This window comes from Geodermatophilus sp. SYSU D00814, assembly GCF_054050055.1.
In genome coordinates, this window is record NZ_JBJGYP010000051.1 from 1 (window position 1) to 19,151 (window position 19,151).

21 protein-coding genes and 1 rRNA gene are annotated in these 19,151 nt (G+C 76.5%); 10 read left to right on the forward strand and 12 right to left on the reverse strand.

Annotated elements, in window-relative coordinates; genetic code table 11:
* The first annotated feature begins 170 nt into the window (after window positions 1–170).
* From ACI780_RS23330 to egtE, 5 genes are read left to right on the forward strand one after another with little or no spacing between them, the layout of a single operon-like run.
* On the forward strand, window positions 171–986 hold the full coding sequence (locus tag ACI780_RS23330) for a DUF4397 domain-containing protein (RefSeq protein ID WP_457005946.1): 816 nt from the start codon (window positions 171–173) through the stop codon (window positions 984–986).
* A 13-nt stretch (window positions 987–999) separates the two neighbouring features.
* The gene (locus ACI780_RS23335) at window positions 1,000–1,647 is read left to right on the forward strand and encodes a class F sortase (RefSeq protein WP_457005947.1); all 648 of its coding nucleotides are present in this window, start codon (window positions 1,000–1,002) and stop codon (window positions 1,645–1,647) included.
* Between the two features lie 50 nt (window positions 1,648–1,697).
* Window positions 1,698–2,297 (forward strand): RNA polymerase sigma factor, encoded by a 600-nt coding sequence (locus ACI780_RS23340; protein ID WP_456872912.1) that lies wholly within the window; start codon window positions 1,698–1,700, stop codon window positions 2,295–2,297.
* Window positions 2,278–3,066 carry an anti-sigma factor gene (locus ACI780_RS23345; RefSeq protein WP_457005948.1) on the forward strand — a complete coding sequence of 263 codons (789 nt, stop codon included), beginning with the start codon at window positions 2,278–2,280 and terminating at the stop codon, window positions 3,064–3,066. Before ACI780_RS23340 ends, ACI780_RS23345 begins: the two co-directional genes overlap by 20 nt.
* Before the next feature lie 10 nt (window positions 3,067–3,076).
* Window positions 3,077–4,207 carry an ergothioneine biosynthesis PLP-dependent enzyme EgtE gene (egtE, locus tag ACI780_RS23350; protein WP_456872910.1) on the forward strand — a complete coding sequence of 377 codons (1,131 nt, stop codon included), beginning with the start codon at window positions 3,077–3,079 and terminating at the stop codon, window positions 4,205–4,207.
* Window positions 4,208–4,329: 122 nt separating this feature from the next.
* On the opposite strand, the gene ACI780_RS23355 is transcribed toward egtE, so the two are convergent.
* Window positions 4,330–4,680 (reverse strand): darcynin family protein, encoded by a 351-nt coding sequence (locus tag ACI780_RS23355; protein ID WP_457005949.1) that lies wholly within the window; start codon window positions 4,678–4,680, stop codon window positions 4,330–4,332.
* 69 nt (window positions 4,681–4,749) lie between these two features.
* Between ACI780_RS23355 and ACI780_RS23360 the strand changes: the two genes are divergently transcribed.
* Window positions 4,750–5,382, forward strand: a complete 633-nt coding sequence (locus tag ACI780_RS23360) for a TetR/AcrR family transcriptional regulator (protein ID WP_457005950.1) — start codon at window positions 4,750–4,752, stop codon at window positions 5,380–5,382.
* A gap of 40 nt (window positions 5,383–5,422) precedes the next feature.
* Here ACI780_RS23360 and ACI780_RS23365 read toward each other — a convergent pair whose 3' ends face one another.
* Window positions 5,423–6,796 carry an 8-oxoguanine deaminase gene (locus tag ACI780_RS23365; protein ID WP_457005951.1) on the reverse strand — a complete coding sequence of 458 codons (1,374 nt, stop codon included), beginning with the start codon at window positions 6,794–6,796 and terminating at the stop codon, window positions 5,423–5,425.
* Between the two features lie 87 nt (window positions 6,797–6,883).
* Between ACI780_RS23365 and ACI780_RS23370 the strand changes: the two genes are divergently transcribed.
* The 3 genes from ACI780_RS23370 to pucD are packed head-to-tail and all read left to right on the forward strand — an operon-like array spanning window position 6,884 to window position 10,595.
* Window positions 6,884–7,759: an FAD binding domain-containing protein gene (locus tag ACI780_RS23370; RefSeq protein WP_456872906.1), complete on the forward strand. Its 876-nt coding sequence runs from the start codon at window positions 6,884–6,886 to the stop codon at window positions 7,757–7,759.
* Window positions 7,750–8,238, forward strand: a complete 489-nt coding sequence (locus tag ACI780_RS23375) for a (2Fe-2S)-binding protein (protein WP_456872905.1) — start codon at window positions 7,750–7,752, stop codon at window positions 8,236–8,238. Before ACI780_RS23370 ends, ACI780_RS23375 begins: the two co-directional genes overlap by 10 nt.
* Entirely contained in the window at window positions 8,235–10,595 is a 2,361-nt protein-coding gene (pucD, locus tag ACI780_RS23380; RefSeq protein WP_457005952.1) for a xanthine dehydrogenase subunit D, read from the forward strand. The genes ACI780_RS23375 and pucD overlap by 4 nt, the downstream gene beginning before the upstream one ends.
* 55 nt (window positions 10,596–10,650) lie before the next feature.
* Here pucD and alc read toward each other — a convergent pair whose 3' ends face one another.
* Window positions 10,651–11,646, reverse strand: a complete 996-nt coding sequence (alc, locus tag ACI780_RS23385) for an allantoicase (RefSeq protein ID WP_456872903.1) — start codon at window positions 11,644–11,646, stop codon at window positions 10,651–10,653.
* A gap of 85 nt (window positions 11,647–11,731) precedes the next feature.
* Here alc and ACI780_RS23390 point away from each other — a divergent pair, with 85 nt between their 5' ends.
* Window positions 11,732–11,887, forward strand: a complete 156-nt coding sequence (locus ACI780_RS23390; RefSeq protein WP_456872902.1) for a hypothetical protein — start codon at window positions 11,732–11,734, stop codon at window positions 11,885–11,887.
* Between the two features lie 2 nt (window positions 11,888–11,889).
* Here ACI780_RS23390 and allB read toward each other — a convergent pair whose 3' ends face one another.
* From allB to rrf, 9 genes are all read right to left on the reverse strand, one after another.
* Complete coding sequence (gene allB / locus ACI780_RS23395; RefSeq protein ID WP_457005953.1) at window positions 11,890–13,203, reverse strand: allantoinase AllB; 1,314 nt, start codon at window positions 13,201–13,203, stop codon at window positions 11,890–11,892.
* Window positions 13,200–13,883 (reverse strand): urease accessory protein UreD, encoded by a 684-nt coding sequence (locus ACI780_RS23400; RefSeq protein WP_456872900.1) that lies wholly within the window; start codon window positions 13,881–13,883, stop codon window positions 13,200–13,202. Before ACI780_RS23400 ends, allB begins: the two co-directional genes overlap by 4 nt.
* Window positions 13,880–14,554: an urease accessory protein UreG gene (gene ureG / locus ACI780_RS23405; RefSeq protein WP_456872899.1), complete on the reverse strand. Its 675-nt coding sequence runs from the start codon at window positions 14,552–14,554 to the stop codon at window positions 13,880–13,882. Before ureG ends, ACI780_RS23400 begins: the two co-directional genes overlap by 4 nt.
* Window positions 14,544–15,278 carry an urease accessory protein UreF gene (locus ACI780_RS23410; RefSeq protein ID WP_457005954.1) on the reverse strand — a complete coding sequence of 245 codons (735 nt, stop codon included), beginning with the start codon at window positions 15,276–15,278 and terminating at the stop codon, window positions 14,544–14,546. The genes ureG and ACI780_RS23410 overlap by 11 nt, the downstream gene beginning before the upstream one ends.
* Entirely contained in the window at window positions 15,278–16,999 is a 1,722-nt protein-coding gene (locus ACI780_RS23415) for an urease subunit alpha (RefSeq protein WP_457005955.1), read from the reverse strand. The genes ACI780_RS23410 and ACI780_RS23415 overlap by 1 nt, the downstream gene beginning before the upstream one ends.
* Window positions 16,999–17,307, reverse strand: a complete 309-nt coding sequence (locus tag ACI780_RS23420; protein WP_457005956.1) for an urease subunit beta — start codon at window positions 17,305–17,307, stop codon at window positions 16,999–17,001. The genes ACI780_RS23415 and ACI780_RS23420 overlap by 1 nt, the downstream gene beginning before the upstream one ends.
* Window positions 17,304–17,606 carry an urease subunit gamma gene (locus ACI780_RS23425; protein WP_456872895.1) on the reverse strand — a complete coding sequence of 101 codons (303 nt, stop codon included), beginning with the start codon at window positions 17,604–17,606 and terminating at the stop codon, window positions 17,304–17,306. Before ACI780_RS23425 ends, ACI780_RS23420 begins: the two co-directional genes overlap by 4 nt.
* A 57-nt stretch (window positions 17,607–17,663) precedes the next feature.
* A complete protein-coding gene (locus tag ACI780_RS23430; RefSeq protein ID WP_457005957.1) occupies window positions 17,664–18,788 on the reverse strand; it encodes an epoxide hydrolase family protein in 1,125 nt (374 codons plus the stop codon).
* 245 nt (window positions 18,789–19,033) lie between these two features.
* A 5S ribosomal RNA gene (gene rrf, locus ACI780_RS23435) occupies window positions 19,034–19,150 on the reverse strand.
* Window position 19,151: the final 1 nt, after the last annotated feature.

Consider the following 19,151-nt stretch of genomic DNA (forward strand, 5'->3'; position numbering starts at 1 on the left):
CGTGCTCTGCCCCGCCTCCCGGGGCAGAGCACGAGCGCGCGCGGGTCCCCTGCCCCGCCGCGGGCTGCACCCGATCGCGTGAACCGCACGGCCTCCTCCGGCGGGTGCATCCGGACCTGCGGGGACGCCGGAAGGAGGGGTGTCAGCAACCCCCGACCCCGGAGGACCTCGTGACCCGGACCCGCACCCTCGGCCTCGCCACCGTCGCCGGAGCCGGCGCGCTGCTCGCGCTCGGCGTCGCACCCGCCTCGGCGGCGGACACCGCCACCGTCTCCGTGCTGCACGGCATCCCGGACACCCCGGTCGACGTCTACGCGAACGGCGAGCGGCTGATCGACGACTTCGCGCCGGGCACGCTCGCCGGCCCGCTGGAGCTGCCCGCCGGCTCCTACGACCTGGCGCTGTTCCCCGCCGACGCCGCCGACGGCTCGGGCTCGCCGCTGCTGTCGGCGAACGGCGTCGCGGTACCGGCCGGCGCCAACGCCACCGTGGTCGCCCACCTGACCGCGGAGGGCCAGCCCGCGCTCACGCCGTTCGTCAACGACACCTCCGCGGTGCCGGCCGGCCAGGGCCGGGTCGTCGTCCGGCACGTCGCCGCCGCGCCGGCGGTCGACGTCCGCGCCGGCGGCCAGGTGGTCGCCCCGAACCTGACCAACCCGAACGAGGCCTCCCTCGAGGTGCCGGCCGGCACGGTCAGCGCCGACGTCGTCCTCGCCGGCACCGACACCGTCGCGCTCGGCCCGGCCGACCTCGACGTGGCCGAGGGCGCCACCACGATCGTCTACGCGTGGGGCTCGCAGGAGGCCGGCTACGAGCTCGCCGTCCAGACGATCTCGGGCGCCCACTCCTCGCCCTCCGGCGTCCCCGGCGGCAGCGCCGGGCTGGCCGACGACGGCGGCGTGCCGCTGCCGGTGGTCGGCCTCTCCGCGCTGGGCCTGGCCGGTGCGGCGGTGGCCGCGCGCCGGCTGGCCGGCGACCGCGCCTGACGGGAGGACCGACGTGCGACCCGCTGCCGCCGGGGTGGTGCTGGGCCTGGCCCTCGCCGTGGGCACGCCTGCGGTGTGGGCGCTGTCCCGCCCCCCGGCGGCGGCGGGCGCCCCGGTCGAGCAGGTGCTCGGCGCGCCCGCGGAGCAGTCCACCGAACCGCCGGCCGCCCCGGCCGTGGCCGTCCGCGACGCCGCACCGAGCCCCGCCCCCGCCGTCGTGCCGCCGGCGCGGGTCGCCGTCCCGGCCCGAGGGCTCGACGTCCCCGTCGACCCCGTCGGCACCGCGCCCGACGGGCAGATGGCCCTCCCCGACGACGTCGAGCGGGCCGGCTGGTACCGCTTCGGCCCGGCGCCCGGCGCGCCGGGCTCGGCGGTGGTCGCCGGGCACGTCGACGACGCCGAGCAGGGGCTCGGGGCGATGGCGGCGCTGCGCGGTACCGAGCCCGGCGACGAGGTGGTCGTCACCGACGCCGCCGGCGCCGTCACCCGCTGGCGGGTCGTCTCCCGCGAGCTGCTGGACAAGCAGGCGCTGCCGGTCGACGCCCTGTTCCGCCGCGACGGGCCGCCGCGGCTGACGCTGGTGACCTGTGGCGGACCGTTCCTCCCCGAGGTCGGCGGCTACCGCGACAACGTCGTCGTCGTGGCGGAGCCGGCGCCGTGACCGACCTGATGCCGCCCCGATCGGGCTCCCGGTCGCCTAGGGTCGGGTGGGTGGACACCGTGGCGGAGCCGGCGCCGTACGGCGCGGCCGAGCCCGACGACGACGAGGTGGGCCGCCGCTTCGCCGCCGGCGACGAGCAGGCGCTGGCCTGGGCCTACGAGCGGTACGCGGCCCGGGTGCACGGCATGGCGGTGCGCGCCTTCGGTCCCGGCCCCGACGCCGAGGACGTCACGCAGCAGGTCTTCGTCTCGGCCTGGACCGGCCGCGCGGGCTACCGGCCCGAGCAGGGTCCGCTCCCGGCCTGGCTGACCGGCGTCTGCCGCCACAAGATCGCCGACACCTGGGCGCGGCGCGACCGGCAGCGCCGCGCCGCGGAGGCCGCGCTCGCCGAGGCACAGGCCGCACCCGCCGCGGGACCCGCCCCGGTCGACGCCACCGTCGCCGACCGCGTGCTCCTGCTCGGCGAGCTGGACCGCCTCGGCCAGCCGCAGCGCGGCATCATCGAGCTGGCGTTCTTCGCCGACCTCACCCACACGCAGATCGCCGAGCGCACCGGCCTGCCGCTGGGGACGGTCAAGAGCCACATCCGGCGCACCCTGGAGCGCCTGCGAGACCGGTTGGAGGTGGACGGTGCCGCACTGCACGCCTGAGGAGCTCGCGCTGGCCGCCCTCCGCGAGCCGCTGCCCGACGACGCCGCTGCGCACCTGGCCGGCTGCGCGTCCTGCACCGGCGAGGTGTCCCGGCTGCGCCGCGCCGTCGACGTGCTGGCCGTGCCCGAGCTGGCCGATCCCGGCCCGCCGGTCGCGCCCCCGCCGGCGCTCTGGGCCGGCATCGCCGCCGCGACCGGCGTCGCGACGGCGCCGCGCCCCGACGTCGTGGCGGCCTCGGCCCCGCCCGCCGACCCGGTGCCCGACGTCCCGCCCGCGCCCCTCGTCCCCGCCGCCCGCCCGGAGCCCGGGCCCGTCGCGCCGGTGGTGCCGCTGCGGCCGCGCCGGTCCCGCCTCCTGCTCGCCGCCGCGGCGGCGCTGGTCGTGGGGCTCGGGATCGGGGCGGGTGCGGTCGCGCTGACCGGCCGGGACGACGACGGCGTCGCCGTGGCCGAGGCGGTGCTCGACCCGCTGGAGGACAGCGGCGCCACCGGCAGCGCGGCCGTCGTCGAGCGCGAGGACGGCACCCGCGTGCTGCGGGTCGAGCTCGCCGCCGACGCCCCGCCCGAGGGCTACTACGAGGCGTGGCTGCTCACCGAGTCGGTGACCGGGCTGGTGCCGCTGGGCGTCGTCCGCCCGGGCACCGAGGACTTCCAGCTCCCCGCCGGCCTCGACCTGGGCGAGTACCCGGTGGTCGACGTCTCGGTCGAGCCGCTCGACGGCGACCCCGCGCACTCCGGCCTGTCCGTCGCCCGGGGGCAGCTGTCCTAGCGTGGGACGGGTGACCGCGCTCGACCTCCGCCTGCCGCACGCCGACCTCGCCGGCTCCTGGCGGGCCGCCCGCCCGCGGCCGGCCGGCACGCACCTGGACTCCGCCGCGTGCAGCCGGCAGAGCAACCGGGTGCTCGAGGCGGTCGCCCACCACGCGCGGCACGAGGCCGAGCTCGGCGGCTACGTGGCCGAGGCGACCGCCGGTGACCTGCTGCAGCAGGGCCGCAGCGTCATCGGGGGGCTGGTCGGCATGGCCGCCGCCGACGTCGCCTTCGTCGAGTCGGCGCAGGCCGCGCTCGCGGCGCTGCTGGCCGCCTGGCCGCTGGCGCCCGGCGCCCGGGTGGCGTGCCTGCCCGGCGAGTACGCGCCGAACGCGGCGATGCTGCGCGCGGCCGGGCTCGCGCTCGAACCGCTGGCCGTCGACGGCGACGGCCGGGCCGACCTGGCGGCGCTCGAGCGGGTGTTGGCCGGCGACCCGCCGCGGTTCGTGCACCTGACCCACGTGGCCAGCCACCGCGGCGTCGTCCAGCCGGCCGCGGAGGTCGCGGCGCTGTGCCGGGCGCACGGCGTGCCGCTGGTGCTCGACGCGGCGCAGTCGCTGGGCCACGTCGACGTCGACCTCGGCGCCGACGTCGTCTACTCGACCTCCCGCAAGTGGCTGGCCGGGCCGCGCGGGGTGGGCCTGCTCTGCGTGCGCCCGGCGGTGGCCGCACAGCTGGTGCCCGCGCTCCCGGGGCCGGCCGACCTCCCGCCGCTGCGGGCGCTGGAGAGCGGCGAGGCCCACGTCGCCGGCCGGATCGGGCTGGTGCTGGCGGTCGGGGAGCACCTGGCCGCCGGGCCGCCGCGGGTCCGCGAGCGGCTGGCCGCGCTGGGCCGGGCCGGGCGGCAGGTGCTCGACGGCGCCGGCGGCTGGCGGGTGGTCGAGCCGGTCGGCGAGCCGACGGCCACGACCACGCTGCGCCCGCCCGACGGCGTCGACGTCGTCGCCACCCGCGCCCGGCTGCTCACCGAGCACGGCATCGTCACCACCGCGGCCGGCCCCGAGCGGGCGCCCGGCGAGATGACCGGCCCGGTGCTGCGGGTGTCGCCGCACGTCGACGGCACCGTGGAGGAGCTCGAGGCCCTCGCCGCCGCCCTCTAGCTGAGCACTTCCGCGGAAGTGCTCAGCCAGAGGGGACCCGCACCCGTACAACGTGGCGGCCCCGGCGGACCGCAGTCGGCGGGCAGCGGTGTCGTCCGGCTGAGAGTGTTCGCGGGCACCGGTCAGGCCCCCACGGGGAGGGGCGTCGGGTCGGGCCGGCGGACCCACTCCGCGTCCAGGCCGACGAGGACGTCGACGACCTCGAGCAGGGGCTGGGCGAACAGCGGCGTGTCCCGCAGGTCGTCCCACAGCGAGGCGAACGCTGCCAGGTCATCCGTGGTGAAGATCAACACGTCGGAGCAGGTGCCGGTGAAGGCCTCCACGTCGACGTGGCGCATGGCGATCTGCCCGGCGTGCCGGGCGAGGACCGGTGCGACGTGCTCGTCGTTGAACTCCTCGCGCGCGGCGCGGGTCATCTGCAACCACTGCGGAGCCAGGGTGACCAGGGCCACGACGGTGTAGGTCCGGGACATGGCGACTTCTCCTATCAGTCGTTAAGTTAACGCACGCTAAGTTAGCGGGTGCATCCTAGGATCCGTCAAGTGACTTCGACAGGACCCGACGGACGGCGGCGGCGGGCACGGCGGGGCCAGGGCGGAGAGCTCCGGGAGCACATCGTCGACACCGCTGCGACGCTGCTGGCCGAGTCGGGCGACGAGCAGGCCGTCTCCATCCGGGCGGTCGCCGACGCCGTCGGGGTCACCCCGCCCTCGCTGTACCTGCACTTCCCGGACAAGACCGCGCTGCTCCGCGCCGTCGTCGAGCGGCTGTTCGCCGACCTCGAGCAGGACGTGGCCCGCAGCCAGGCCGGCAGCGGCGGTCCCGTGGAGCGCGTGCTGGCCCTCGCCCGCGCCTACCTGGACTTCGGCCTGGGCTCCCCCGGTCGCTACAAGGTCCTCTACGAGGGCCGGGTGCTGCCCGCACTCGATCTGCCCGACGGCGGCGTCCCCGGCCGGGCGCTGATCGAGGCCGCAGCCGGCGACCTGCAGGAGGCCGTGCAGAGCGGTCATCACCTGCCCGCGGGGGACGCCCGGGCGACCGCGGTCCTGCTGTGGCAGTTCCTCCACGGCGCCGTCTCGCTGCGGATCAACAAGCCGGGATTCCCCTGGCAGGACGCCTGGTCCGACGTCGAACCCGCCGTCAGGGCACTCGTCGGCGTCCGGGACCAGGGCTGAGCCGCCACCTCAACCCGAGCACTTCCGCGGAAGTGCACGCCTACAGGGGGGCTTGGATGCGCTCGCTCACCCGGCGGTGGACGGCGAGCTGCTCGTCGAGCGCCGGGTGCACGGGCACGCCGTCCGCCACCACGAACCGCCCGCCGACGACGGTGTGCCGGGCGGCCACCGGACCGCAGCGCAGCCACGCCTCCACCGGGTCCGACAGCGCCCCGGCGAAGGCCGGCCCGGTCAGCGGCCAGACGGCGAGGTCGCCGCACGCCCCCACCGACAGCTGCCCGATCTCGCCGGTGCGCCCGAGACAGGCCGCGCCGCCGCGGGTGGCGATCTCCAGCGCGTCGCGGGCGGTGAACGACCCGGCGCCGTGCCGCAGCTTGCCCTGCAGCATCGCCGTGCGGGCCTCCAGCCACAGCGACGCCGCGTCGGCCGACGACGACCCGTCCACGCCCAGCCCGACCGGCGCCCCGGCCGCCCGCAGCTCGGCGACCGGCGCCAGCCCGCTGCCGAGGACCATGTTCGACGACGGGCAGTGCGCCGCCCCGACCCGCGCCGCGCCCAGGCGCGCCACCTCGGCGGGCGAGGGCCAGACCACGTGCGCCAGCCACACCCGGTCGGTCATCCAGCCGACGTCGGCCAGGTACTCGACCGGACGGCGGCCGAAGCGCTCGAGGCAGAACGCGTCCTCGTCGCGGGTCTCGGCGAGGTGGGTGTGCAGCCGGACGTCGAGCCGCTCGGCCAGCTCGGCGGTGCGCGTCATCAGCTCCGACGACACGCTGAACGGTGAGCAGGGCGCGAGCGCCAGACGGGTGAGCGCCGCCGGCGAGCAGTCGTGGTGGGCCTCCACCAGCCGCTGCGACTCGGCCAGGATCTCGTCGTCGTCCTGCACGACGGAGTCCGGCGGCAGCCCGCCGTCCTTGACCGACAGCGACATCGACCCGCGGGTGAAGTGCGACCGCACCCCCAGGTCCTGCGCCGCCCGCACCTCCGCGCCGATCAGGTCCCCGGCGCCGCGAGGGTGCACGTAGAGGTGGTCGGTGGAGGTCGTGCAGCCGGCCAGCGCCAGCTCGGTGAGCCCGACGTAGGCCGACGTGTACGCCGCCTCCTCGTCCAGCCGCGCCCACAGCGGGTAGAGGGTCACCAGCCAGTCGAACAGCCCGCCGCTCAGCGCGGGCGCGAACGAGCGGGTGAGGTTCTGGTACAGGTGGTGGTGGGTGTTGACCAGCCCCGGCGTCACCAGGCAGCCGGCCGCGTCCACCGCCCGGACGGCGTCGGGCCGCGGGTCCCACGGGCCGCCCACGCCGCTCACCACACCGCCGGTGACGGCGACCCACCCGCCGGCGATCTCGCGCCGGTCGTCGTCGACGGTGGCCAGCAGCTCGGCCGAGTGCACCAGCAGGTCGGCAGTCGTCTCCACGGGCGCATCCTGCCCGCCGCGAGGTGCGACCTCCCCGTGACGCGACGGCGTTACCGTGACCGTCCCCACACCGCACGAGGAGGGCCCGTGGAGTTCCTGCAGCCCGCGACGTGGGAGGAGGCGCTGGAGGCCAGGGCCGCCTCCCGCGACGCCGTCCCCATCGCCGGGGGCACCGACGTCATGGTCGGCATCAACTTCGGCCGGCTGCGCCCGGCGCTGCTGCTCGACCTCACCCGGGTCCCGGAGCTGCAGCAGTGGGGCACCGACGACGGCGCGGTGCGGCTGGGCGCCGGCGTCCCCTACGCCCGGGTGATCACCGAGCTCGGCGGCCGGCTGCCCGGGCTGGCGATGGCCGCGCGCACCATCGGCTCGCCGCAGATCCGCAACCGGGGCACCGTCGGCGGCAACCTGGCCACCGCCTCCCCGGCCGGTGACGCCCACCCCGCGCTGCTGGCCGCCGGCGCAGAGGTCGAGGTGGCGAGCGTCCGCGGCACCCGCCGGATCCCGGTCGGCGACTTCTACCGCGGCGTCAAGCGCTCGGCGCTGGCCGACGACGAGCTGATCGCCGCCGTCCGCATCACCCCGCCCACCGGCCCGCAGCAGTACAGCAAGATCGGCACGCGCAACGCGATGGTCATCGCCGTCGCCGCGTTCGGCCTGGCGCTGCACCCGGACCGCCGCGCGGTCGGCACCGGCATCGGGTCGGCCGCGCCCACGCCGCGCCGCGCCCCCGCCGCCGAGGAGTTCCTCGCCGGCGAGCTCGACGGGCTGTGGGAGTCCCGCGCCGAGCTGCCACCGGCCACCGCGGCACGCTTCGGCGCGCTGGTCGCCGAGGCCGCGGCCCCCATCGACGACGTGCGCGGCACCGCCCGCTACCGCGTCCACGCGCTCTCGGTCATGGCCCGCCGGACGCTGACCTGGGCCTGGGCCGACTACCGGAAGGGAGACCCGGCGTGCGCCTGACCTGCACCGTCAACGGCGACCGGCACGAGGTGGACGACGTCTGGGAGGGCGAGAGCCTGCTCTACGTGCTGCGCGAGCGGATGGGCCTGCCCGGCTCGAAGAACGCCTGCGAGCAGGGCGAGTGCGGCTCGTGCACCGTCTACCTCGACGGGCTGCCGGTCTGCGCCTGCCTGGTCGCCGCCGGGCAGGCGCAGGGCCGCGAGGTCGGCACCGTGGAGGGGCTGGCCGGCCCGGGCGAGCTGCACCCGGTCCAGGAGGCCTTCCTCGAGGCCGGCGCGGTGCAGTGCGGCTTCTGCACGCCCGGGCTGCTGGTGGCCACCGACGACCTGGTCCGCCGCTCGCGGGCCGAGGGCAGGACGCCCGCCGACGCGGAGATCCGCGAGGCCCTGGCCGGCAACCTCTGTCGCTGCACCGGCTACGAGAAGATCCTGGACGCCGTCCGGCTGGCCGCCGACCGCATGGCAGGTGAGGCCCGGTGAGCACCCCCACCCGCACGCCCGCCGGCGCGCCGTCCTCCGTGGGTGGCCCCGGCGGCCGCATCGGGGACGACGCGCAGCGCCCCGACGGCGTCCTGAAGGTCCGCGGCGAGTTCGCCTACGCCAGCGACCTGTGGATGGACGACATGGTGTGGGGCGTCACGCTGCGCAGCCCGCACCCCTACGCCCGCATCCGCTCGATCGACGTCGGCCCGGCGCTGGCCGTCCCGGGCGTGCACGCCGTCCTCACCTCCGACGACGTACCCGGCGAGAAGGTCTACGGCCTCGAGCTCGCCGACCAGCCGGTGCTCGCCCTCGACGTCGTCCGCTACCAGGGCGAGCCGGTGGCGCTGGTCGCCGCCGACCACCCCGACACCGCCCGCCGGGCCGCGGCGCGGATCGTCGTCGACTACGACGTCTGGGAGCCGGTCACCGACGCCCGCGCGGCCCTGGGCCACCCCACCTGGAACCAGGTGCACGACGCCCCCGCCGAGGTCACCGAGCTCAGCCGGGAGAGCGCCCACCTGCACCCGAGGGGCAACCTGGTGCGCCACCTCAAGGTCCGCAAGGGCGACCCCGAGCCCACCGCCGACGTCGTCGTGGTCGGCGAGTACGAGGTCGGCATGCAGGACCAGGCCTTCCTCGGCCCGGAGTCCGGGCTGGCGGTGCCCGGCGAGGACGGCGGCGTCGACCTGTACGTGGCCACCCAGTGGCTGCACGTCGACCAGCGGCAGATCTGCTCGGCGCTGGCCATGCCGCCCGAGAAGGTCCGGCTCACCCTCGCCGGGGTCGGCGGCGCGTTCGGCGGCCGCGAGGACCTGTCGATGCACGTGCACGCCTGCCTGCTCGCGCTGCACACCGGCCGGCCGGTGAAGATGTCCTACAACCGCGAGGAGTCCTTCTTCGGCCACGTGCACCGGCACCCGGCGACCATGCGCTACGAGCACGGCGCCACCCGCGACGGCGACCTGGTCTACGTGAAGGCCGAGATCTTCCTCGACGGCGGCGCCTACGCCTCCAGCACGCCGGCGGTCGTCGGCAACGCGGGCACGATGGGCCTGGGCCCCTACGTCGTCCCGAACGTGCACGTCGACTGCTACGGCGCCTACACCAACAACCCGCCGTGCGGCGCCATGCGCGGGTTCGGCTCGGTGCAGACCGCCTTCGCCTACGAGGCGCAGATGGACGCGCTGGCCGCCGAGCTCGGCATGGACCCGGTCGAGCTGCGCTGCCGCAACGCGATGGAGCTGGGCTCGGAGACGCCCACCGGCCAGGTCGTCGACAGCCCGGCACCGGTGGCCGAGCTGCTGCGCCGGCTGGTGGCCATGCCGCTGCCGGAGCTCCCCACCGGGCTCGACCTGCGCGACATGCCCGGCGGGGTCTCCAACACCACGCACGGCGAGGGCGTCCGGCGCGGCGTCGGGTACGCCGTCGCCTACAAGAACGTCGCCTTCTCCGAGGGCTTCGACGACCACTCCACGGCGCGGGTGCGGCTGGAGGTCGTCGGCGGCGAGGCGGTGGCCACGGTGCACACCGCCGCGGCCGAGGTGGGTCAGGGTCTGGTCACCGTCGAGCAGCAGATCGTCCGCACCGAGCTCGGCGTCGACGCCGTCGTGGTGCACCCGAAGGACACCGCCGTCGGGTCGGCGGGCTCGAGCTCGGCGTCGCGGCAGACCTACGTCACCGGTGGGGCGGTCAAGGCGGCGTGCGAGGCGGTCCGCGCGCGGGTGCTGGAGCGGGCGCGGGGCCTGGTCGGCCGGCCGGCCGGCGACCTGCGGCTCGACGGCGGGAAGGTGGTGTCCGACGCCGAGGGGGTCGCGCTGCCGCTGGCCGACGTGCTCGGCGACGACGCGGTCGAGGAGACCGTGGAGTGGCGGCACCGGCCCACCCAGCCGCTCGACCCGGAGACCGGCCAGGGCTTCGCGCACGTGCAGTACGCCTTCTCCGCGCACCGGGCGGTGGTCGACGTCGACACCGAGCTCGGGCTGGTCAAGGTGGTGGAGATGGCCTGCACCCAGGACGTGGGCAAGGCGATCAACCCGCAGGCCGTCGTCGGGCAGATCCAGGGCGGCACCGCGCAGGGGCTCGGGCTGGCGGTGATGGAGGAGATCCTCGTGCGCGACGGGCGGGTGCAGAACCCGTCGTTCACCGACTACCTCATCCCCACCGTGCTCGACATGCCGCCGATGCGGATCGAGGTGCTGGAGTACGCCGACCCGCACGCCCCCTACGGCCTGCGCGGTGTGGGCGAGGCGCCCAACATCTCCTCCGGGCCCGCGGTGCTGGCCGCGATCCGGCAGGCGACCGGCCTGCCGCTGCGGCGCGTCCCGGTGCGCCCGGAGCACCTCACGGGCACCTGAGCGGGTGCGCCGGCGCCGCACTCCGAGGTCCGGGGTGCGGCGCCGGCGCACACGCTCACCCGGCCGAGGTCTCCTCCCACCGGCGGCGCAGCGCGGCACGGCCGGCCTCGGTGGGGCGGCCCCAGAGCCGCAGCCGGGCCATGCCGCCGTCGGGGAAGACGTCCATCCGCACCCGGGTGACGCCGCTGTCGCCGGGCAGCACGAAGCGGTGCCGGGTGTCGGGCTGCAGTGGCGTGCGCGGCAGCAGCTCCACCGCGCGCCCGTCGGCGGTGGTACCGGTCAACGACGCCGACCCGGGCGCGTTGCCGAGGAACCACGAGGTGTCGAGCTCGGCGAGGGTCACCGTGCCCTCGCAGGCCAGCGCCACCTCGACCCAGTCGTTGCCGTCGTCGCGGCGCCGGGCGTTCTCCCAGCCCTCGCCCATGGACCGGGCCTCGCCGCGGCCGATGAGCTGGTGCGGGCTGCCGTAGAAGGCGTTGCTCACCGCGGTCACCCGCCCGCCGTTCTCCAGGGCGGCGAGGTCGCACGGGCCGGCGTCGAGCAGCCGCGGGTCGGGCACCACCTCGCCGTGCACCCGCAGCCGCGCGACGCCGCCGTCGGGGTGGATGGACAGCCGCACGTGCGTCACCCGCGGCCCCGGCTCGACGGCGAAGCGGTTGGCCGTGCCGCCGGCGAGGTCCGACAGCGGCAGCAGCGGCGCCCAGTCGGCGTCGGGCAGCGCGGACGCCGGCGGGTGGCCCTCGACCGCGGCGCCCTCCAGCGAGGCGCGCGGCGGGTAGTTGCCGAGGAAGAACGCGGTGTCGACGACGACGGCGTGCACCACCCCCGGCATGCCGAGGCGCACGACCGCCCAGTCGTGCCCCGGCTCGCGGCGGCGGCGGGTCTCCCAGCCGTCGTACTCCTTGCCGCGCGCGCCGAAGTCGTCGCGGGCCCGCGCCGGCTCGGCGCGGACCAGGTTCTCCTTGCCGGCGAAGAACTCGTCGTTGGCGGCCACCACGGCACCGCCCTGGGCGCGGCTCGCGAGGTCGGGCAGGTCGAAGGGGTCGGACATCGGGCTCCTCGTCGCGGGCGGTCGCGGGTCACTCTCGCACGGCCGGGGTAGGGGCACCGCGTCCCGCGAGACCCGAGGAGGACCCGTGTCCGAACCCACCGACGACCTGCGCGAGCGCGCCCGCGAGCACATCCAGCAGCTGCCCGCCGAGACCGCGCTGGGCAACCCCGACCCCGCGGGCGGCTCCACGGAGGACCCGAAGATCCTCGACGAGGCCGCCCGGGAGGAACCCCAGAGCTGAGCTCAGCGGCCCCCTCGGCGCAGCAACCGGCCGAGGGGGCTGCCGTCGGCCTCCCTCCCCCGCAGCCAGGTCCGCCGGACCACGCCGGTGAGTTCCCGGCCCGCGTAGGGCGTGACGGGGTTGCGGTGCTCGAGCCGGCCGACGGTGGACCGCTCCTCGGGGGCGAAGGCGACCAGGTCGGCGTCCCTGCCGACGGCGATCGCGCCCTTGCCCGGCAGCCCGGCCAGCCGCGCCGGCGCCGCCGACATCCACTCCACCACCTGCGCCAGCGGCACCCCGCGCACGCAGGCCCCGGTCCACACCGCCGGCAGCGCCACCTGCAGCCCGGCGATCCCGCCCCACGCCAGCCCGAAGTCGCCGACGTCGAGCCGCTTCAGCTCCGGCGTGCACGGCGAGTGGTCGCTGACGACCAGGTCGACGTCGCCGGACCGCAGCGCGCCCCACAGCTCCTCGCGGTGCGCCGACTCCCGGATCGGTGGGCAGCACTTGAACGCGGTGCCGCCGTCGGGCACGTCCTCGGCGGCGAAGGTCAGGTAGTGCGGGCAGGTCTCCACGGTGATCCGCACGCCGGACGCCCGCGCCGCCCGCAGCAGCGGCAGCGCGCCGCCGTCGGCCAGGTGGACGACGTGGCTGCGCGCGCCGGTGTCCCGCGTCGCCGCCACCAACCGGCCGATCGCCGTCTCCTCCGCCGCCGGGGGCCGGGAGGCGAGGAACGCCGCGTAGCTGGCGCCGGCGGGCTCCGGCGCGGCGGCGATGACCTGCTCGTCCTCGGCGTGCGCGATCAGCAGCCCGTCGAAGGTCGCCAGCTCGGCCAGGGCCGCGCGCAGCCCGGCATCGTCCAGCGGCGGGAACTCCGGGACGCCGGAGTCGAGCAGGAAGCACTTGAACCCGACGACGCCGGCCTCGTGCATGCCTCGCAGCTCGGCGACGTTGCCGGGCACCGCGCCGCCCCAGAACGCGACGTCGACGGCGACCTGCCCGGCCGCGGCCTCCCGCTTCACGCGCAGCGCGTCGGGCGAGGTGGTCGCCGGCACGGAGTTCAGCGGCATGTCGACGATCGTGGTGACGCCCCCGGCGGCCGCGGCGCGGGTGGCGGTGGCGAAGCCCTCCCACTCGGTGCGGCCGGGCTCGTTGACGTGCACGTGGGTGTCGACCAGCCCGGGCAGCAGCACCTCGTCGTCGGCGAGGGTGACCGCGCCGGCCGGGGCGTCGTCGAAGGCGGTGACCGCGGTGACGACGCCGCCCTCGGTGTGCACCGCCGCGGCGCGCTCACCGTCCGGGAGCACCACCCGCCGGGCGCGGACGACCAGGGTCACGCGACCTCCCCGATCGCCCGGACCACCCGGTGCAGTTCCGTCCCCCAGGCGGTGGCCACCCAGCCGTTCTCCAGCGGCAGGCGGACGGCGGCGTCGGCGGTCAACACCCCGGCAGCCTGCCCGACGTGCACGGTGGACGCGTAGGCGCACGGCGCGACCGGCGGCAGCCAGGCCGGCGCGCCCGGCCCCAGGCCGACCGTGGTGTGCAGCAGCGGCCGCCCGTCGACGGCGACCCGCGTGGTGCCGGTCCAGCGGCCGGGCTCCTCGCCGGCGCGGCCGAGCCGCACCTGCTCGGTGGCGGTGAGCCGGGCGCCTGCCGCCAGCTCCGCCGCTAGCTCCGCCCGGTGGTGCGCCCGGACGGCGACCACGGTCGCCTCCGGCCGCAGGTCCAGCTCCCCGGCCACCTCGGCGACGACGCGCTGCACCGAGGGCCGGTGGGCCTCGCGCGCGGGCAGCGCGACGGCGGCGGCCACCGAGCGCACCACCAGCACGGCGCCCTCCTCGACCACCAGCCGGACCTCCGCGTCGTCGCCGCCGAGCGGGCCGAACGCCACCGCCACCAGGTGCACCGACACCGGCCCGGTCCGGCGCACCGCGAGCTGCCCGCTCGCGCGGACCACCGGCAGCACCGTGCGCCCGCCGGGCCCGCGCCGCGCGACGACCTCGACCCGCGTCCTCACGCCCGCTGCAGTCGGCGGGCCCGCACCTGCTCGCGCACCCAGTCGGCCACGGGCCCCGCCGTCGGGTCCTCCCGCAGCGAGACGAGCATCGTCGGTCTGTCCCCGCGGACCACGGCCGAGTCCCGTCGCATGACGTCCAGGTCGGCGCCGACCAGCGGCGCGAGGTCGGTCTTGTTCACCACCAGCAGGTCGCTCGCGGTCACCCCGGGGCCGCCCTTGCGCGGCACCTTGTCCCCGCCGGCGACGTCGACGACGAACACCTGCACGTCGACCAGCCCGTAGCTGAAGCTCGCCGTCAGGTTGTCCCCGCCGGACTCGACGAGCACCAGCTCCAGCCCGGGGTGGCGGGCCTCGAGCAGCTCGACGGCGTCGAGGTTGGCGGTGATGTCGTCGCGGATCGCGGTGTGCGGGCAGCAGCCGGTCTGCACCGCCTCGATCCGGTCGTCGGGGAGGACGGCGTGGCGGCGCAGGAAGTCGGCGTCCTCGGTCGTGTAGATGTCGTTGGTGACGACGGCGAGGTCGTACTCGGCGCCCAGCGTGCGGCACAGCGCGGCGGCCAGGGCGGTCTTGCCGGAGCCGACCGGCCCGCCGAGCCCGACGCGCAGGGGCCCGCCGTGCCGGTGCGGGACCTCCGCGTCGACGTAGTCCTGGAGGTCGTGGTCAGGAGGCAAAGAAGCGGTCCCCTCTCGTGGCGTGCACCTCGGCCAGCAGGTCGAGGAGCGGGTCGGTGGCAGCGGGGAGCCCCTCCCGGATCGCCGCGTCGGTGACGGCGTCGATCCGGGGCGCCAGCCGAGCGGTGACGGCGGCGACGGTGAGCGGGTCCATGGCGAGCAGCCGCTGGGCCGCGGTCGCCGGGCCGCTGACCGACAGGTACGCGGCGGCCGCGGCGGCGTCGCGGGCGGTCAGCCCGCCCGCGGCCGCGGCCACGCCGAGCGCCACCGGGTGGTGCGGCGCGGCGGGCAGCGCGTCCCAGGCCGGCGACGGCCACGCGCGGCGGCCCACCCGCACCAGCCCGCGGCCCTGCTGCCGGGACGCCGCCCGCAGCGCCGGCGACGGCGTCCGCGCGTCGGCCTCCGCGTCGAGTTCCAGGAGCGCAGCGACGAGCTCCGACGAGGACGGGGCCGGAGGCTCCTCCGACGAGGGGCTGGCAGGGCTCAGCGCCATGGGGGACGGCACCTGGCCGAGGTGTCGTCCGGAGGACGACAGTGTCGTCGCCGCGGCCGCGAGACCCGCCGCGACGGCACCCGCCGTCGCCAGCCGGCGCAGCAGGAAGGCGGCGAGCGAGCCCGGGTCGTGCACCAGCCCGGCCGTCACGGCCTGCTCCACCCCGCCGGAGTGCGTGTGCCCGCCCGCGGGCAGCCGCGAGTCGGCCAGCGTGAGCAGCGCCGCGGTCATCAGAAGAGGAAGTACCGCTGGGCCATCGGCAGCTCGCGCACCGGCTCGGGCTCCCACACCTCGCCGTCCACGGTCACGGTGAAGGTGTCGGGGTCGACGCGGATGTCCGGCAGCGCGGTGTTCTCCGGCATGTCGGCCTTGGTCAGCCGGGTGGTGTCGGTGACCGCGGCCAGCCGGCGGTCGACCGCCAGCCGGTCACCGAGCCCCGCATCGAGCGCCGCGGGTGCCACGAAGTGCAGCGACGTCCGCGCCGGCACCCGCCCGTAGGCGCCGAACATCGGCCGGGGCAGCTGCGGCTGCGGGGTCGGGATGGAGGCGTTGGCGTCGCCCATCTGCGCCCAGGCGATCACCCCGCCCTTGAGGACGGCGTGCGGGCGGACGCCGAAGAACCGCGGGTCCCAGAGCACCAGGTCGGCGAGCTTGCCCGGCTCCACCGACCCGACCTCGCCGTCGATGCCGTGGGCCACCGCCGGGCAGATCGTGTACTTCGCGACGTACCGGCGGGCGCGGGCGTTGTCCGCGGCGCCGTCGCCGGCCAGCGACCCGCGCCGGCGCTTCATCACGTGCGCCGTCTGCCAGGTGCGCAGGACCACCTCGCCCACGCGGCCCATCGCCTGCGCGTCGGAGCCGATCATCGAGATGGCGCCCAGGTCGTGCAGCAGGTCCTCGGCGGCGATCGTCGTCGGCCGGATCCGGCTCTCGGCGAAGGCCAGGTCCTCCGGCACGGAGGAGTCGAGGTGGTGGCAGACCACGAGCATGTCGAGGTGCTCGTCGAGGGTGTTCACCGTGTGCGGCCGGGTCGGGTTGGTGCTGCTGGGGAGCACGTTCGGGTGCCCGGCGACGGTGATGATGTCGGGCGCGTGACCGCCCCCGGCACCCTCGGTGTGGTACGCGTGGATCGACCGGCCGGCGATCGCCGCGAGCGTGTCCTCGACGAACCCGGCCTCGTTGAGGGTGTCCGAGTGCAGCGCCACCGGGACGCCGTGCCGCCCGGCCACGGTCAGGCAGGCGTCGATCGCCGCGGGTGTCGAGCCCCAGTCCTCGTGCAGCTTGAACCCGCTGGCCCCGCCGCGGAGCTGCTCCTCCATCGACTCCTGCGAGACCGTGTTGCCCTTGCCCAGCAGCGCGACGTTGACCGGCCAGGGGTCCATCGCCTCGAGCATCCGCGCCAGGTACCAGTCGCCCGGCGTGATGGTGGTGGCCTTGGACCCCTCCGCCGGGCCGGTGCCGCCGCCGATCAGCGTGGTGACACCCGAGCCCAGCGCCGTCGGCACGATCTGCGGGCAGATGAGGTGCACGTGGCAGTCGACGCCGCCGGCGGTGAGGATCCGCCCGTTGCCGGCCAGCACCTCGGTGCCGGGCCCGATGACCAGGTCGGGGTGGACGCCGTCCATCGTGTCGGGGTTGCCGGCCTTGCCCAGCGCCACGATCCGCCCGTCGCGGACGCCGACGTCGGCCTTGACCACGCCCCAGTGGTCCAGGACGACGGCGCCGGTGACCACCAGGTCGGGCGCGCCCTCGGCGCGGGTGGCGCGGCCCTGGCCCATCGACTCGCGGATGACCTTGCCGCCGCCGAACACCGCCTCCTCGCCGGCCCGGCCGGGACCGCCGCAGCGGTCCTCCTCGACCTCGACGATCAGGTCGGTGTCGGCCAGCCGGATGCGGTCGCCGGTGGTGGGCCCGTACAGCTGGGCGTAGCGCTCGCGGGACAGCCGGACCACTAGGAGAGGTCTCCTTCGGCGGTGAGTCCCGGGACGACGCGGGCGCCGGCCAGCGGCACCAGCGTCACGGTGCGGGTGATGCCCGGCTCGAACCGGACGGCGGTGCCCGCGGCCACGTCGAGCCGGAGCCCGTGCGCGGCGTCGCGGTCGAACGCCAGCGCCCGGTTCGCCTGCGCGAAGTGGAAGTGCGACCCGACCTGCACCGGGCGGTCGCCGGTGTTGGTCACCTCGACCTCGACGCGCGGCGCGCCCTCGAGGGTCTCGATCACGCCTTCGGCCGGGATCACCTCGCCGGGGACCACGCTCACGGGATCGGTTGGTGGACGGTCACCAGCTTGGTCCCGTCCGGGAAGGTCGCCTCCACCTGCACCTCCGCCAGCAGCTCGGGGACCCCGTCCATCACGTCGTCGCGGGTGAGGACCGTGCGGCCGGACTGCATCAGCTCCGTGACCAGGACGCCGTCCCGCGCTCCCTCGAGGACGTGGTCGGTGACGACCGCCGTCGCCTCCGGCAGGTTCAGCCGCAGTCCCCGCGCGCGCCGCCGCCGGGCCAGCTCGGCGGCGTAGGACAGCAGCAGCCGTTCCTGCTCGTGCGGGGTGAGGTGCACGCGGGGGCCTCCGGGGGTGGGGTGTCCGGACGCTAACCGCCGGATGTGTCGCGTCGGTTACCGGAGCGGCCGGAAGAACTCGCGGACGTCGGCGACCAGGGCGTCGGGCCGCTCCAGCGCCGCGAAGTGCCCGCCGCTGTCGTGCTCGCGCCAGGCCCGCAGGTCGGTCAGCTGCCGCTGCACCCACTCGCGGGGCGGCTGGAAGATCTCGTGCCGGAACAGCGAGACACCCGTGGGCACGTCCACCCGCGGCGCCCGCTCACCCGGAGCCCGGGCCATCTCCCAGTACATCCGCGCCGACGACGTCGCGGTCGCGGTGAACCAGTACACCGAGACGTCGTCGAGCAGCCGGTCGAGCCCGATGGACGCCACCGGGTCGCCGTCGGTCCAGGCGGCGAACTTCTCGAGGATCCACGCGGCCTGCCCGGCGGGGGAGTCGGTGAGGCCGTAGCCGAGGGTCTGCGGCCGGGTGCGCTGCTGCTGGCTGTAGGCCGCCGCCTCGGCACGGAAGGCACGCTCGCGTTCCAGCGCCCGCCGCTCGCGCTCGCTGAACTCGGTCTGCCCCTCCGGCGGGCCGGTCACCACCATGTTCAGGTGCACCCCGACCACCCGGTCGGGGTGGCGGGCGCCGAGGTTGGCCGAGACGAACGAGCCGATGTCCCCGCCCTGGGCACCGAAGCGCTCGTAGCCGAGCCGGCGCATCACCTCCGCCCAGGCGTCGGCGGTGCGTGCCGGCCCCCAGCCGGGGGCGTCCGGCCTGCCGCTCCAGCCGAACCCCGGCAGCGACGGCACGACGAGGGAGAAGGCGTCCTGCGGGTCCTCGGGCTCGGTGAGCGGGCCGACGACGTCGAGGAACTCCACGACCGACCCGGGCCAGCCGTGGGTGAGGACGAGGGGCAGCGCGTCAGGGTGCGGCGAGCGGACGTGCAGCAGGTGCACCGGCAGACCGTCCACCACCGTCCGCACCTGCGGGTGGGCGTTGAGCAGCGCCTGCCGGGCCGGCCAGTCGTGGTCCTCGGCCCAGTAACGGCAGACCTCGCGCAGCCACTCCAGCGGGACGCCCTGCGACCAGTCGCCGACCGTCTCCTGCTCGGGCCAGCGGGTGGCCCGCAGCCGGCGCCGCAGGTCGTCGACCTCCTCGGCCGGCACGTCGACGGCGAACGGCTCGACGGCGTCGTCCACGGGGGAACCGTATCGGCGCTCGACGCCCCCGGACAGCCGTCATGGCCCCAGTGGGAATCGTGATCCTCCCCTGACGAGAGCCGGGCCGGTCCGGTGTACCCGCCGCGGTCGCGGCCGGACGGGCGGGTGTCCCGACCCGCTGCGCAACCGGACCACGAGGAGGCAGCTCCGAGAGGCGCACCACGTCCCGGAAAATGCGGCAGGGCCCCGCGCCGGTGTCCGGTGCGGGGCCCTGCTGAATGGTTGTCCGGCGGTGTCCTACTCTCCCACCCCGTCTCCAGGGCAGTACCATCGGCGCTGAGAGGCTTAGCTTCCGGGTTCGGAATGGGACCGGGCGTTTCCCTCTCGCCATGACCGCCGTAA

Coding starts and splice junctions, on each gene's coding strand:
- ACI780_RS23410 (WP_457005954.1), bottom strand. CDS start 15,278: ATGACCGCGGCGCTGCTCACGCTGGCCGACTCGCGGCTGCCCGCGGGC.
- ACI780_RS23355 (WP_457005949.1), bottom strand. CDS start 4,680: ATGTCCCGGACCTACACCGTCGTGGCCCTGGTCACCCTGGCTCCGCAG.
- alc (WP_456872903.1), bottom strand. CDS start 11,646: ATGTCCGACCCCTTCGACCTGCCCGACCTCGCGAGCCGCGCCCAGGGC.